15 protein-coding genes and 2 tRNA genes are annotated in these 13,406 nt (G+C 68.6%); 4 read left to right on the forward strand and 13 right to left on the reverse strand.

What is annotated here, in order from left to right:
• A partial coding sequence (gene ppk1 / locus VF612_RS00450; protein WP_408657876.1) for a polyphosphate kinase 1 occupies positions 1-1,084 on the forward strand: 1,084 nt, incomplete at its 5' end.
• Positions 1,081-1,968, forward strand: a complete 888-nt coding sequence (locus VF612_RS00455) for an NUDIX hydrolase (protein WP_408657877.1) — start codon at positions 1,081-1,083, stop codon at positions 1,966-1,968. The genes ppk1 and VF612_RS00455, both read left to right, overlap by 4 nt.
• Before the next feature lie 145 nt (positions 1,969-2,113).
• On the opposite strand, the gene VF612_RS00460 is transcribed toward VF612_RS00455, so the two are convergent.
• The 3 genes from VF612_RS00460 to leuC form a co-directional block, all read right to left on the reverse strand.
• Positions 2,114-3,076: an HU family DNA-binding protein gene (locus VF612_RS00460; protein ID WP_408657878.1), complete on the reverse strand. Its 963-nt coding sequence runs from the start codon at positions 3,074-3,076 to the stop codon at positions 2,114-2,116.
• Between the two features lie 247 nt (positions 3,077-3,323).
• Positions 3,324-3,920, reverse strand: coding sequence for a 3-isopropylmalate dehydratase small subunit (gene leuD / locus VF612_RS00465; RefSeq protein ID WP_408657879.1), 597 nt, complete (start codon positions 3,918-3,920; stop codon positions 3,324-3,326).
• A 13-nt stretch (positions 3,921-3,933) separates the two neighbouring features.
• A complete protein-coding gene (leuC, locus tag VF612_RS00470) occupies positions 3,934-5,331 on the reverse strand; it encodes a 3-isopropylmalate dehydratase large subunit (protein WP_408657906.1) in 1,398 nt (465 codons plus the stop codon).
• 79 nt (positions 5,332-5,410) lie between these two features.
• On the opposite strand from leuC, the gene VF612_RS00475 reads away from it, so the two are divergent.
• Complete coding sequence (locus VF612_RS00475) at positions 5,411-6,115, forward strand: IclR family transcriptional regulator (protein WP_408657880.1); 705 nt, start codon at positions 5,411-5,413, stop codon at positions 6,113-6,115.
• A 140-nt stretch (positions 6,116-6,255) separates the two neighbouring features.
• Here VF612_RS00475 and VF612_RS00480 read toward each other — a convergent pair whose 3' ends face one another.
• The 5 genes from VF612_RS00480 to VF612_RS00500 form a co-directional block, all read right to left on the reverse strand.
• Positions 6,256-6,534: a GlsB/YeaQ/YmgE family stress response membrane protein gene (locus tag VF612_RS00480; RefSeq protein ID WP_408657881.1), complete on the reverse strand. Its 279-nt coding sequence runs from the start codon at positions 6,532-6,534 to the stop codon at positions 6,256-6,258.
• Between the two features lie 122 nt (positions 6,535-6,656).
• Complete coding sequence (locus tag VF612_RS00485) at positions 6,657-6,830, reverse strand: CsbD family protein (RefSeq protein ID WP_408657882.1); 174 nt, start codon at positions 6,828-6,830, stop codon at positions 6,657-6,659.
• Positions 6,831-6,936: 106 nt separating this feature from the next.
• Positions 6,937-7,224, reverse strand: a complete 288-nt coding sequence (locus VF612_RS00490) for a three-helix bundle dimerization domain-containing protein (RefSeq protein WP_408657883.1) — start codon at positions 7,222-7,224, stop codon at positions 6,937-6,939.
• A 239-nt stretch (positions 7,225-7,463) separates the two neighbouring features.
• Positions 7,464-8,009, reverse strand: coding sequence for an adenylate kinase family protein (locus tag VF612_RS00495; RefSeq protein WP_408657884.1), 546 nt, complete (start codon positions 8,007-8,009; stop codon positions 7,464-7,466).
• A 30-nt stretch (positions 8,010-8,039) separates the two neighbouring features.
• Entirely contained in the window at positions 8,040-8,927 is an 888-nt protein-coding gene (locus VF612_RS00500; protein WP_408657885.1) for a Gfo/Idh/MocA family protein, read from the reverse strand.
• A 106-nt stretch (positions 8,928-9,033) separates the two neighbouring features.
• On the opposite strand from VF612_RS00500, the gene VF612_RS00505 reads away from it, so the two are divergent.
• The gene (locus VF612_RS00505; protein ID WP_408657886.1) at positions 9,034-9,573 is read left to right on the forward strand and encodes a flavin reductase family protein; all 540 of its coding nucleotides are present in this window, start codon (positions 9,034-9,036) and stop codon (positions 9,571-9,573) included.
• Here VF612_RS00505 and VF612_RS00510 read toward each other — a convergent pair.
• The 5 genes from VF612_RS00510 to VF612_RS00530 form a co-directional block, all read right to left on the reverse strand.
• On the reverse strand, positions 9,570-10,562 hold the full coding sequence (locus tag VF612_RS00510) for a peptidoglycan-binding domain-containing protein (protein ID WP_408657887.1): 993 nt from the start codon (positions 10,560-10,562) through the stop codon (positions 9,570-9,572). The two genes, VF612_RS00505 and VF612_RS00510, sit on opposite strands and share 4 nt — an antisense overlap.
• 179 nt (positions 10,563-10,741) lie before the next feature.
• Positions 10,742-10,814: transfer RNA gene (locus VF612_RS00515), tRNA-Glu, on the reverse strand.
• 58 nt (positions 10,815-10,872) lie between these two features.
• Positions 10,873-10,944, reverse strand: a tRNA-Gln gene (locus VF612_RS00520).
• A 92-nt stretch (positions 10,945-11,036) separates the two neighbouring features.
• Positions 11,037-12,518 (reverse strand): glutamate--tRNA ligase, encoded by a 1,482-nt coding sequence (gene gltX / locus VF612_RS00525; protein ID WP_408657888.1) that lies wholly within the window; start codon positions 12,516-12,518, stop codon positions 11,037-11,039.
• Entirely contained in the window at positions 12,515-13,309 is a 795-nt protein-coding gene (locus tag VF612_RS00530; protein ID WP_408657889.1) for a fumarylacetoacetate hydrolase family protein, read from the reverse strand. The genes gltX and VF612_RS00530 overlap by 4 nt, the downstream gene beginning before the upstream one ends.
• Positions 13,310-13,406: the final 97 nt, after the last annotated feature.

A 13,406-nucleotide genomic window follows, 5' to 3' on the forward strand; every position in this document is an offset into this window, starting at 1 on the left:
CGACGGCGAGACGCCGAAGTCGGTCTTCGCGACCCTGCGCGACGGCGACGTGCTGGTGCACCATCCCTACGAGTCCTTCGCCACCAGCGTCCAGCGCTTCATCGAGCAGGCCGCGGCCGACCCCAACGTGCTGGCGATCAAGCAGACGCTCTACCGCACGTCCGGTGATTCGCCCATCGTCGACGCGCTGATCGACGCAGCCCAGGCAGGCAAGCAGGTGATGGCGCTGGTGGAGATCAAGGCTCGGTTCGACGAGCAGGCCAACATCAAGTGGGCCCGGGCGCTGGAGCGGGCCGGCTGCCATGTCGTCTACGGGCTGGTGGGCTTGAAGACGCACTGCAAGACCTCGCTGGTGGTACGCCAGGAGGGTGGCTCGCTGCGCCGCTATGCCCATATCGGGACCGGGAACTATCACCCCAAGACTGCGCGGCTGTACGAGGATCTGGGGTTGTTCACCGCCGATGAGAGGATCTGCGCGGACCTGACGGACCTCTTCAACGTGTTGACCGGCTACTCCCGCCAGACCGAGTACCGGACGCTGCTGGTCGCTCCGCAGGGACTGCGGCCGGGGCTGCTCACCCGGATCGAGCGCGAGATCGACCATGCCAAGGCGGGCAGGGCCTCGGTCATCCAGATCAAGTGCAACCACCTGGTGGACGAGACCCTGATCGACGCGCTGTACCGGGCGTCGCAGGCCGGAGTGAAGATCGAGCTGATGGTGCGGACCTTCTGCACCATCAAGGCCGGTGTGCCGGGATTGAGCGAGAACATCACGGTCCGCTCGGTGCTCGGCCGCTTCCTGGAGCACTCCCGGATCTTCTACTTCGCCAACGACGGCCAGCCCGAATACTGGATCGGCTCGGCCGACATGATGCACCGCAACCTCGACCGGCGGGTCGAGGTGCTCACCCAGGTCACCGGCGCCAACGCCGAGCAGTTGCGCACCACGCTCGATCTGGCCTTCCATCCGGACATCTCCGCCTGGGAGCTGCAGCCCGATGACCAGTGGGTCCGCCGTGGCGGTAGCAAGTCGGTGGACTATCAGCAGGTGCTGCTCACCCGGCTGGCCGCACGCGGCGCGTGAGCAACGGGGGCCAGCGTCGAGCTACCCCGGCAGCCGGCGGGGTGCTGTGGCGCCAGGACGGCGAGCGGGTGCTGGTGGCGGTGGTGCACCGGCCGCGCTACGAGGATTGGACGCTGCCGAAGGGCAAACTCCATGCCGGTGAGCATCCGCTGGTCGCAGCCGTGCGCGAGGTGCGCGAGGAGACCGGCGCCGAGGTGGCGGCCGGTCGGCGGCTGCCCTCGGTGGAGTACCGGTTCGACGCCGATTCGATCAAGCAGGTGTCCTTCTGGGTGATGCGCTACCGGGGTGGCGAACACACCGCCGGCGATGAGGTCGACCGGGTGCGGTGGGCGACGGTGGCCGAGGCGACCCAGCAGCTGAGCTACCCGGTGGACCGCACCGTGCTGGCTGACTTCGCCAGGCTGCCGAGCGACACCCATACCCTGCTGCTGATGCGCCATGCCAAGGCGGGTAAGCGGTCGGCGTACTCCGGCGACGATCGGCTGCGGCCGTTGGACAAGGCGGGGCGGCGACAGGCTCGCGAGGCGGCGCCGGTGCTGGCCGCGTTCGGACCGCAACGGGTGCTGGCCGCCGACCGGGTGCGCTGCGAGCAGACCGTCCAGCCGCTGGCCGACCGTCTCGGGCTGCGCGTGCTCAGCGCACCGGCGCTGTCGGATGAGGCCTACGGCAAGGATCCGGAGGCGGGCCTGGCGATGGTCCGGGAGTGGGTGGAGCAGCCGGGCACGACGGTGATCTGCAGCCAGGGCGAGACGATACCGGCGATGCTGGAGCAGCTGGGCGTGCCGGATGGGCCGCACCCGGCACGCAAGGGCTCCGTCTGGGCGTTGTCGATCGCTAACGGCGGTGTGATCGCCGCCGACTACTACCCGAACTTCAGCGCCTAGCCAGCGCTGGGCTTATAGCGCTGACCTTCAGCCGCGCTGACTGTCAGCACTGACCTTTCAGCGCTGACCTTTCAGCCGCGCTGACTGTCAGCCCTCGGGACTGTCAGCCCTCGGGACTGTCAGCCTCGCCGGCAGAGTCGCTTGCTCAGCTCGAGCGCTTGGCAGCGCGCTTGGCTGTCTTCTTCGCCGGCTCACCGGTGCTGGTCGAAGCCGGTGTCGCAGCCTTGCGTGCTGTCGCCTTGCCGGCCGTTGCCTTATTCGCTGGAGCAGCCTTATTCGCTGGAGCAGCCTTGCTCGCTGTGGCCTTGCTGGCAGCAGCCTTGCTGGCTGGGGCTTTGCTGGCTGGGGCTTTGCTGGCAGCCTTGCTGGCGGGTGCCTTGCTGGCGGAGGCGGACTTGGTCGCGGTTGCCCGGCTGGCAGATTCCTTGGCTGGCGCGGACTTGGCGGTAGTCGACTTGGCAGGTGACGACTTGGCCGGCGACGACTTGGCAGCGGTGGCCTTGCTTGCCGTTGCCTTGCTCGCCGCCGCGCTGTTCCCTGCTCCCCTGGCGGATTGCCTGGCCGTCGCGCCGTTAGTCGAGTTGCCCGTGGCTGCGGAAGTAGCCGCAGCTCGCTTGGCCGGCGCTGCCTTGCTGGCCGTCGCCTTGTTGGCCGTCGCCTTGTTGGCCGTCGCCTTGCTGGCCGTCGCCTTGCTGGCCGTCGCCTTGCTGGCCGTCGCCTTGCTGGCCGGTGCTGCCTTGTTGGCCGTCGCCTTGTTGGCCGTCGCCTTGCTAGCCGATGTCGCCTTGTTGGCCGTCGCGGCCTTCCTGGCTGCCGGCTTGGGCAGTTTCTTCGCGCCGCTGATCACCGCCTTGAATTCAGCACCTGCCCGGAAGGCCGGCACCGAGGTCTTCTTCACCCGGACGCTGGCCCCGGTGGCCGGGTTGCGGGCAACCCGAGCGCCACGGTCGCGCTTCTCGAACGAGCCGAAGCCGGTCAGCGCCAGCTTCTCTCCCCTGACCACGACGGTGTAGATCTCATCGAGTACGGCGTCGAGTGCGGTCCCGGCTGCCTTCTTGTCGGAGCCGAGACGAGTCGCCAGCGCCTCTATGAACTGAGCCTTGTTCACGTGTCCTCCCAGGACGCCGGTCAGCCACCGTGGCCGACCTCCACGCCGAACGGTAAGGCGTGGTTGCTCCAGAAACAACGCAATCGGCTTGTGTCGCAAGCACCATCTGAACTTTCGGACGACCAGCCTAGACGTCCATGATCTTTTACTGCTGGGTGATACTCGATCACCGGGACCGCGGCCCTGGCCCGCCGGCGGCCGATCAGGCAGCTGAGTCCGGCACTCGTCCGAGCCGATCGGTGGATGCTCAGCGTGGCAGCGCCACCGGCAGCCATGGCTTACGATCCTCTTCGTAGCGGTCGATCGCCGCGGTGTCGCGCAAGGTCAACCCGATGTCGTCCAAGCCTTCCAGCAAACGCCAGCGGGTGTAGTCGTCCAGTTCGAAACCGTGCACCTCACCCGGCCAGCGAACCTGCCGCTCAGGCAGGTCGATGGTGACCTCGATCTGCGGATCGTCGCTGATGTCATCGAGCAGCCGCTGGACCACCTTCTCCGGCAGGACGACGCTCAGCAGCCCCGCCTTGAGCGAATTGCCCCGGAAGATATCGGCGAACCGTGGCGAGATCACCACTCGGAAGCCGTAGTCCCAGAGCGCCCACACCGCGTGCTCGCGGGAGGACCCGGTGCCGAAATCGGGTCCGGCCACCAGCACCGATGCGCCGGCATAGCGTTGCTGGTTCAGGACGAAGTCTGCCTCGTTGGCACGCCAGGCCTGGAACAGCGCGTCCTGAAAGCCGGTTCGGGTGACCCGCTTGAGAAAGCTGGCCGGGATGATCTGATCGGTGTCCACATTGCTTCGACGCAGCGGCACTGCCCGGCCGGTATGCACGGTGAACTTGTCCATGTCCTTGATTCCCTTACAGGTCGGCGGGGCTGGCCAGGTGGCCGGTGATGGCGGTGGCCGCGGCGACCGGCGGCGACACCAGATGGGTTCGACCGCCCTTGCCCTGCCGTCCTTCGAAGTTCCGGTTCGAGGTCGAGGCGCTGCGCTCACCGACGCCGAGCTGGTCGGGGTTCATTCCCAGGCACATCGAGCAACCGGCTTGCCGCCACCGCGCGCCGGCCGCGATGAACACCGCATCCAGGCCCTCGCGCTCGGCCTGCTCCCGCACCCGCATCGAGCCCGGCACCACCAGCATTCGGACCCCATCGGCGACCTTGCGGCCGCGCAGGACCGCCGCGGTGGCCCGCAGGTCCTCGATCCGGCCGTTGGTGCACGAGCCGACGAACACCGTGTCGACCCGGATCTCGCGCAGCGGGGTTCCGGCCGCCAATCCCATGTAGGAGAGGGCCTTCTCCGCCGACACCCGCTCGGCCTCGTCGGCGAAGCCGGCCGGATCAGGAACGCGGGCCGACAGTGGCGCGCCCTGACCGGGGTTGGTTCCCCAGGTGACGAACGGGCTGATGTCGGCGGCATCCAGGCATAGCTCGGCATCGAATCGCGCGTCCGGATCGGTGGTCAACGTCGACCAGTACCGCACCGCGGCGTCGAACGCCGCGCCGGCCGGCGCGTGCGGCCGTCCTCGCAGGTAGGAGAAGGTGGTCTCGTCCGGTGCGATCATGCCCGCCCGGGCGCCCCACTCGATGCTCATGTTGCACACGGTCATCCGGCCCTCCATGCTCATCTGCCGGAAGACCTCGCCGCGATACTCCACCATGTAACCCTGGCCGCCGCCGGTGCCGGCCCGGGCGATCACCGCCAGGATGACGTCCTTCGGGGTGACTCCGGGCGGCAGCGTTCCGTCGATCGTCACGGCCATCGTCTTGGGCCGGTCCAACGGCAGCGTTTGGGTTGCCAGCACGTGCTCCACCTGGCTGGTGCCGATGCCGAATGCCAGCGCGCCGAACGCGCCATGGGTGGACGTGTGCGAGTCACCGCACACCATCGTCATGCCCGGCTGGGTGATCCCGAGCTGCGGGCCGATCACGTGCACGATGCCTTGCTCGGAATGCCCCATCGGATACAGCGTGATCCCGAACTCCTCGCAGTTGCGCCGGAGCGTCTCGACCTGGATGCGGCTGATCGGGTCGGCGATCGGGGCGAGGATGTCGGTGGTCGGCACGTTGTGGTCCTCGGTCGCCAGCGTCAGATCGGGACGGCGCACCGGCCGCCCGGTCAGCCGCAGGCCGTCGAATGCCTGTGGGCTGGTGACCTCGTGGATGAGGTGCATGTCGATGTAGAGCAGATCCGGCTCCCCGGCCTTGCTGCGCACCAGGTGGCTGTCCCACAGCTTCTCCGCCAGCGTCTTGCCCATCACACCCTGTCCTCTCGCCCGGCACGTCACCGGGCAGATCAATCTTGTTTCTCAGATAGTGGGAACGTAGTATCGAACTATGGGACAGCATAGCGGGATCGGCGTTCTGGACAAGACCGTGGCGATCCTCGCCGCCACCACCAGCGGCCCGGCCGCGCTGGCCGATCTGGTCGAGCGGACGGCGATCCCCCGAGCAACCGCACACCGGCTGGCGGTCGCGCTCGAGGTGCACCGACTGCTCGCACGCGATGCCGAGGGGCGGTTCGTGCCGGGCCCGCGGCTGGCCGAGTTGGCCGCCGCCGCAGCCGATCCACTGCTCGAGCGCGCCGCCGAGGTGCTGGCCTGGGTGCGCGACACCGCCGGCGAGAGCGCTCAGCTGTACCGCCGGGACGGTCTGGAGCGGGTGTGCGTCGCTGCGGCCGAGCGGGCGGCCGGGCTGCGCACCACCGTGCCCCTGGGTGCCCGGCTCCCCCTTACCGCGGGCTCGGGCGCGCAGGTGCTCTGCGCCTGGGAGCCGGCCGAGACGGTCACGCAGGTGCTCGCGCAGGCGGAGTTCACCGAGCGGGTGCTGGCCGAGGTTCGCCGGCGCGGCTGGGCCCAGTCCGTCGGCCAACGGGAGGCAGGGGTGGCCTCGGTATCGGCGCCGGTCTTCGGCAGGGGCCGGCGAGTGGTCGCCGCGGTCTCGATCTCAGGGCCGATCGAGCGTCTGGGGCGCTCTCCGGGCCAGCGGCTCGCGCCGATCCTCACCGCTGCGGCCCAGCGGCTGCAGGCCGCCACCTCCTGACCAGACGCTCCTGGCCCCAAGACGCTCCTGACCCCAAGACGCTCCTGACCCTAGACGCCAAAAGGGGCAGTCGCACAACGCGACTGCCCCTTTCTCACCGGTAACGGTGCCGACGGATCGCCGCCGTCACCGGTGTTGGATCAGCGAACGGCGGACCGCCGGTTTCCGACCGCCTGCCAGATCAGCAGGGCGATGATGGCGCCGATGATCGAGCCGATGATGCCCGACGGCTGGAAGAAGCCCTCGTCCCCGTCCTTGTGGAAGAGCAGGTAACCGAGGAAGCCGCCGATGAACGAGCCGACGATGCCCAGCACGATCGTTGCGACGATGCTCATATCCTGCCGGCCGGGAACCAGCAGCCGGGCGAGGGCGCCGGCGATGAGGCCGATGACGATGAGGGAGATGATCAAACCGAGCATGTAGCGCTCCTTGCGTTGAGTGGACACCGAACGGGCGTCCAGCGGGGATGGGCGACGACGTAACCACTAGGTATGGCAGGTCCCCGCCGGAATGGTTCCGGCGGGGACGAAAGAAGACGGGTTCAGTCCTTGAAAGCGTCCTTCACCTTTTCACCGGCCTGCTTGAGGTTGCCCTTGGCCTGGTCGGTCTGGCCTTCGGCGCGCAGGTTGTCGTCGCCGGTGGCCTCGCCTGCGTGCTCCTTGGCGGCGCCGCCGAGCTCCTCAGCCTTGTTCTTGGCCTTGTCCAATGCACTCAATGGATTCTCCTCACCATCGACGGGATGCCTACGGCATCACCATTCTTGCAAACGCCCGGGACAGAAGCTCATGGTGGAGCAGTCGCCGGCCGGGTCTGAAGGACCGTCAGGAGAGCACGGTCAGATGTGGAGCCGACGCCAGAGAGTCAGCGGTGGCGGCCTGCGCAAGCCGTTCGAGTCGCTCGTGTGCGAGGCGTTCGGTCAGCTCAGGCAATGCGCCCACCGGCGAGCCCCGCAGGTGCTGGCGGGATTCCCGGACCACCTCGACGATGGCGGTCAGGGACAACCGGTCTTCGTACTCGCGGAACAGGCGCTCCACGATGTCTGCGAAGGATCGGTCGTGATAGTCGGGTTCGCCGTCGGACGAGAGTCGGCTGTCTGGCAGTGCGGTCATACGGACCTCAGTGATCAACCAGAGGCGAGACGGAACCGGCAGCGGCAGCCCTCGAGCCAACACTGGCTCAGCGTGCCCCGCAAGCGACGTCGACCTGCTTTGAACGGGAATCGTTCACGGCTGGCTGTATAGCCGATCTAAGCAGTCTAGCCGTTGGGAGGCCCATGTGGGGGTGAAATTGCCGAATACACGTACGATTTATACTATTAGATATGATTCAGAGTACTTGATCCAACTGCTCACAGCGCCGCCAGGATCGCCTTCGTCACCTCGTCCACAGCCAGGTCGGCGGCCACCTCCTGGAGCACGCCCTCGGCCCGGTAATGATCGATCAACGGCCGGGTTTCGGACTCGAAGAGCCGCAGCCGATCGGTGATCACCGTGCGCGTGTCGTCGCTGCGCCCGGACACCGCTGCCCGCTCCAGCAGCCTCCGCACCAGCAACGGCTCCGGCACGGAGAGGAAGATCACCCGCTCCGGGCCGGCCGCGTGCTCGGCCAGCTTGACGGCCTGCGCGACCGATCTGGGGAATCCGTCCAGGACGTAGCCGCCGGCCTCGGCCGCGGCCAGCACCACCGGCAGCACCAGGTCGAAGACCAGCTCGTCGGGCACCAGGCGGCCGGAATCGAGACAGCCGACGACCTGCCGGCCGAGCTCGGTCTGGGCTCGCACCTCTGCCCGTAGCAGGTCGCCCGAGGCGATGTGCGGCACGCCCACGTGCGCGGCCACCCGCTCGCCCTGGGTTCCCTTGCCCGAGCCGGGCGCGCCCAGCATCATCACCCTCATCGCAGCCTTCCCATCTCTCTGCCCCCGCCGCTACGGCTGGCGCCCGAGCTGGCGCTCGGCCTCGGCGAGCAGCCCGACCACCGACCGGCCCAGCCGCACGTCACACGGATGGCTCGGCGCCGGCAGCTGAGCAGCGGCGGCCAGCTCTCGGGCCGCCGTGGCCAGCGCCTGGCTGGAGTTGCCCTGCGATGCCGGCAACACCGACTGCCCGGCGGCGCCCCAGACCTTCAGGCTGACCTCCGAGGCTGCCGTGGGAGTGTCGATGCTGACCGCGTAGCTGCTGCTGGCCCCGGACTCGTGCGCCAGGATCAGGTGCACCAGGTCCCGCCGCCCGGGGCGGGCAGTGATCTCCACGATGGGACCGAGCGTTCCGGTCAGCATGGCCAGGGCATGCGGGCCGACGTCCCACAGGCCGCCCTTGTCGTGGCGCCAGGGGGTGTCGAACGGGCTGTCCGCGGCGAACGCCGAGCCGAGCCAGAGACCGGCGGCGCCGTCCCAGTCCGAGCGCTGCCCGGTCTGGTCGATCCATTGCCGCTGGATGGCGTCGAAGCGGGCGGTGAAGAACACCACCGAGGCGACGCCTGCCTCGGCCACCGCCTCGGCCAACCGGTCCGCCTCGGCCACCGAGACCGCGATCGGCTTCTCCAGCAGCAGATGCTTGCCGGCTCGGGCCGCCCGTACCGCCAGCTCGGACTGCACCTGCGGCGGCACGGAGAAGGCGACCGCATCCACCGCGTCGAACAGCGCCTCGACCTCGTCGTATCCGGTCGTGCCCAGCTCTGTGGCCAGCGTCGCGGTCTTGGCCCGGTCGCGTCCCCAGATGCCGCTGAGCTCCACCGAGGGCTCGGCGCGCAGACCCGCCGCATGGGTGGTTCTGGCCCAGTAGCCGTTGCCGACCAGCCCCACCCGCATGCTCATCGCCACTCCCGTTCCGGCCTTGTCGCCTCAGCCGCCAGGAGCTCCACTGTGCCATCCGCGGGTGAGCGGTCCGAAGACGGCTGCCGCCCGGTGCCAGACTGGAGCCATGAGCATCTCCAGCGAGCATCCGTTCCTGCCGCCGGAAGCAGACCGCAGCCCGGCGCGGCGGTTCCGCGGCCGGCTGCCCTCGCCGGTGACGGTGTGGACGGCAGGCTCGGCCGGCAACCGGGCCGGGTTGACGGTCAGCTCACTGCTGGTGGCCGACGGCGAGCCCGGCTACGTGTTGGGCGTCCTCGACCCGCTGTCGGACCTGTGGGACACGCTGCGCGACACCGGAGCCGTGGTGGTGAACCTGCTCAACTGGCAGCACCGGCAGCTGGCGGACGCCTTCGGCTACGTCGCGCCGGCCCCGGGCGGCCCATTCCGGCTGGGTGAGTGGATCGACACCGAATGGGGCCCGGCGCTGGCCGATGCCGGCGGCTGGGCTGGCTGCGTGCTCGCCGACCAGCCGCCGGCCGAACTGGGCTGGGGACTGCTGGTCCAGTTGCAGGTGGCGCATACCGTCTTCGGCGAGGATGCCGCGCCGCTGGCGCACCGGCGCGGCCGCTATCTCACGGTCGCGCCGGAGCAGCCGTCCGGCCGCTAGGCCTTCGGCTTGAAGACCGCCAGCAGCGTGCGCCAGGTGCCGTAGCCGATGGTGCTGGTGGCAACCATGCCGTGCGCCTGCTTGAACCGCTTCACCGCCGCCACCGTGGTGGCGTCGTAGCGCCCGGTGACAGGCACCCGCAGGGCCTGCTGGACGGCGCTGATCGGCCTGCCGGCCTGGCCGGGGTAGATCCCGGCACCGGAGTAGGTGACCAGCGACTTCATGACCGCGGAGGAGCCGGCCGGAGCCGTGACCTTCGGGTAGGACGGGCAGCGCTGGGCGTTGAAGCTGGTGTAGTTGCCGCCCCAGTTGAACTCCCGCGTGCGGCACGGACCGTAGTCGGCGGCGGCGAAGGCACGCTTGCTCCAGAAGGATGTCCGGCCCTTGGCGCCGTTCCAGGACAGCGAGAAGTGCATGTGATTGCGGTGGCAGGAGCTGTCCAGGGCTGGCGACGGGGTCTTGGCGCAGCCGTGGTAATCGGACCACGTGCCGTCCCACGAGCCCCAGATCTTGTTGTTCCAGATGACGTATTGGATGCCCATCCGCCGGGCGTTGGCGAACTTGTTGCCGTACTTGTCGGTTGCCATCAAGAACTTGATCACCGCCGCCGCTTGCGCGGCCTGCACCGGGTTGCGCACCGAGTTCATCCAGTCGATGGCGCGCCCGTCATAGTGCTCGCTGCGGTTGCCGTTCGTGCCGCAGGCGTAGGCGCCGGCGTAGCTGGTGTTGGGGTAGGTCGTGACGAGCATCCGGGCCAGCGCCAGCGTGCCGGTGCGGTAGCCGGGCTGGCACGAGACCTGCTCGACGTAGGCGGCCAGCGGCTCGATCGCCACCGGCAGGCCGACGGGGGTGGGCAGGCTGCGTACGGCCGCCGAGCTGGCCGGCGCGGTGGCTACCGCCAAGCCTCCGCCCAGCACCATCGTCAGGGCAAGCGCCATGATCATCCGGACAGGTTTGACGAACGAGGGGGCGAGCAAGGGGTATCGCATCGGCATCTCCACACAGGTAGCCGGGCCGGAACTGTTTTCGGCAGGCGACCTTGCCTATCGGCGGGGGCGAGCGGCACTGAAGGCGGTGGGACGGCTGGGATTGTGGTCAAGTCCGACCAGAGCCACAACATCTAGACACAAAGAAGCCTCCGGAACTGATCCGGAGGCTTCTGACTGGGTAGCCCCGAAGGGATTCGAACCCTCGCTACCGCCGTGAGAGGGCGGCGTCCTAGGCCGCTAGACGACGGGGCCCTAGGTAGAACACGCTAACCAACAACCTGCTGCACAAACCACTCTTCCAGCTTCTGCGCTGGGGTACCAGGACTCGAACCTAGACTAACTGAACCAGAATCAGTTGGGCTGCCAATTACCCCATACCCCACTACCGCCCGTTCGAACCGTCCAACGGGCCGAGACGAGACTCTACCCGACGCCGACCGCGCTGCCGAATTCGACCCGGGTCGGAGGCTGCCGCTAGCTGTGGGCGCTGCGCAGCCTGGCCAGCGTGGTGTCGCGGCCGAGCAGCTCCATCGACTCGAATAGCGGCGGCGACACCTGCCGCCCGGTGACGGCGACCCGCAAGGGGCCGAAGGCGCTGCGCGGTTTGAGCTCCAGCCGCTCGAGCAGCTCTACCCGCAGCGCCTCCTCGATCGCCGGAGTGCTCCAGTTGGTCAGGTTCTCCAGGGCCGAGATGGAGGCCGCCAGCACCGATTGGCCCTGCTCCCCCAGCTGCTTGGCCACCGCGGCTTCGTCCCGGGTGAAGTCCTGATCGGAGACGAACAGGAAGCGCAGCATGTCCGTGCCCTCGCCAAGGGTCTGCACCCGCTCCTGGACCAGCGGCGCGGCGCCGGCGACCAGGGCCAGCTGAGCCTCGCTAGGCTGCTCGCCGATCAAGCCGGCGTGGATGAGGTGCCCCTGCAGCCGCCGCGCGAAGTCGTCGGGGTCCAGCAGCCGGACGTGGGTGGCGTTGATGGCAAGGCACTTCTTGGGGTCGAAGCGTGCCGGGTTCGTGGAGATCCTGCTGCCGTCGAAGGCGGTGACCAGCTCGTCCGGCGAGAAGATGTCGCGGTCCTCAGCGATCGACCAGCCCAGCAACGCCAGGTAGTTGATCAGGCCTTCAGGCAGGTACCCCTCGTCGCGGTAGTGGTACAGCGAGGCCTGCGGATCGCGCTTGGAGAGCTTCTTGTTGCCCTCACCCATCACGTAGGGCAGATGGCCGAACTCCGGCACCAGCTCGGCCACCCCGATGTCGATCAGCGCCCGGTACAGCGCGATCTGCCGGGGCGTCGACGGCAGCAGGTCCTCACCGCGGATCACGTGGGTGATGCGCATCATCGCGTCGTCCACCGGGTTGACCAGGGTGTACAGCGGCTCGCCATTGGCACGGACCACCACGAAGTCGGGCACCGTGCTGGACAGGAACCGGATCTGGCCACGGATCAGGTCGTTCCAGATGATCTCCTCATCGGGCATCCTCAGCCGCAGCACCGGGGCCCTGCCCTCGGCGCGGAAGGCGGCCCGCTGGTCGTCGGTGAGGTCCCGGTCGAAGTTGTCGTAGCCCAGCTTGGGATCCCGGCCGGCGGCTCGATGCCTGGCCTCGGTCTCCTCGACGCTGCTGTAGGACTCGTACAGGTGTCCGGCCTCGACCAGCCGGTCGACCACGTCCCGGTAGATCTGCCCGCGCTCGCTCTGCCGGTACGGGCCGTACGGGCCGCCGACCTCGGGACCCTCGTCCCAGTCCATGCCGAACCACCGCAGGGTGTCCAGCAGCATCTCGTAGGACTCCTGGGTATCCCGAGCGGCGTCGGTGTCCTCGATCCGGAACACGAAGCTGCCGCCGTGGTGACGGGCGAAGGCCCAGTTGAACAAGCAGGTGCGGATCAGTCCGACATGCGGGGTGCCGGTCGGCGAGGGGCAGAACCTGACCCGGATGTCGGATCCGGTGGCCGGGCTCACCGGGCGCGGACCGGGTTGGTGAGCTCGCCGAGCCCGTCGATCGCGATGGTGACGGTGTCGCCGTCGGTGATCCTGCTGACGCCTTCGGGGGTGCCGGTCAGGATCACGTCGCCGGGCACCAGCGTCATCACGTGCGACATGAACGAGACGATGGTGGCGACGTCGAAGATCATGTCGCTGGTGTTGCCGTCCTGCTTGGTCTTGCCGTTCACCAGCGCCCGGATCCGGGCTGCGCTCGGGTCGAAGCTGGTGTCGATCCAGGGCCCGATGGGGCAGAACGAGTCGTAGCTCTTGGCACGGGTGAACTGGACGTCGGCCTTCTGCTGATCGCGGGCGGTGACGTCGTTGGCGCAGGTGTAGCCGAAGACGGCGTCGAGGGCTTGCTCGCGGGGGACGTCCTTGACTACCCGGCCGATCACCAGGGCGAGCTCGGCCTCGTGTTCCACCTGGTCGGAGTCGACCGGGAGCCGGATCACGTCATGGGTGCCGATCACGGAGGTGGACGGCTTGAGGAAGATCAGCGGCCGTTCCGGCACGTCGTTGCCCAGCTCGGCTGCGTGCGCGGCGTAGTTGCGGCCGACCGCGATCACCTTGCTGGGCAGGATCGGCGCCAGCAACCGGACGTCGCCGACCGCGAACCGCTCGCCGGTGAACTCGATGGGGCCCATCGGATGGTCCTTGATGGCGGCAACGGTCAGGGAGTCGAAGGGTGGGTTCGGGCCGGCTGCGGCGGGGGCCTCCACCACTCCCCAGGCGATCCCGCCGGGATGAACAAATCTCGCGATGCGCACGGCCACGAGGTTACCGGCCAGCAGGCGGGGGTTCGGCGGCACGGTTACCGGCGAGTGAGGCGGGGATTCGGTGACGCGGTTACCGGCCAGCGGGGCG

The sequence above is a fragment of the Jatrophihabitans sp. genome (assembly GCF_036388195.1).
Taxonomy (GTDB): domain Bacteria; phylum Actinomycetota; class Actinomycetes; order Mycobacteriales; family Jatrophihabitantaceae; genus Jatrophihabitans_A.

Coding starts and splice junctions, on each gene's coding strand:
- VF612_RS00510 (WP_408657887.1), bottom strand. CDS start 10,562: ATGCGATACCCCTTGCTCGCCCCCTCGTTCGTCAAACCTGTCCGGATG.
- leuC (WP_408657906.1), bottom strand. CDS start 5,331: ATGGGCAAGACGCTGGCGGAGAAGCTGTGGGACAGCCACCTGGTGCGC.
- VF612_RS00500 (WP_408657885.1), bottom strand. CDS start 8,927: ATGAGCATGCGGGTGGGGCTGGTCGGCAACGGCTACTGGGCCAGAACC.
- VF612_RS00490 (WP_408657883.1), bottom strand. CDS start 7,224: ATGACCGCACTGCCAGACAGCCGACTCTCGTCCGACGGCGAACCCGAC.
- VF612_RS00505 (WP_408657886.1), top strand. CDS start 9,034: ATGAGCATCTCCAGCGAGCATCCGTTCCTGCCGCCGGAAGCAGACCGC.
- VF612_RS00480 (WP_408657881.1), bottom strand. CDS start 6,534: ATGCTCGGTTTGATCATCTCCCTCATCGTCATCGGCCTCATCGCCGGC.
- VF612_RS00495 (WP_408657884.1), bottom strand. CDS start 8,009: ATGAGGGTGATGATGCTGGGCGCGCCCGGCTCGGGCAAGGGAACCCAG.
- leuD (WP_408657879.1), bottom strand. CDS start 3,920: ATGGACAAGTTCACCGTGCATACCGGCCGGGCAGTGCCGCTGCGTCGA.
- VF612_RS00475 (WP_408657880.1), top strand. CDS start 5,411: ATGGGACAGCATAGCGGGATCGGCGTTCTGGACAAGACCGTGGCGATC.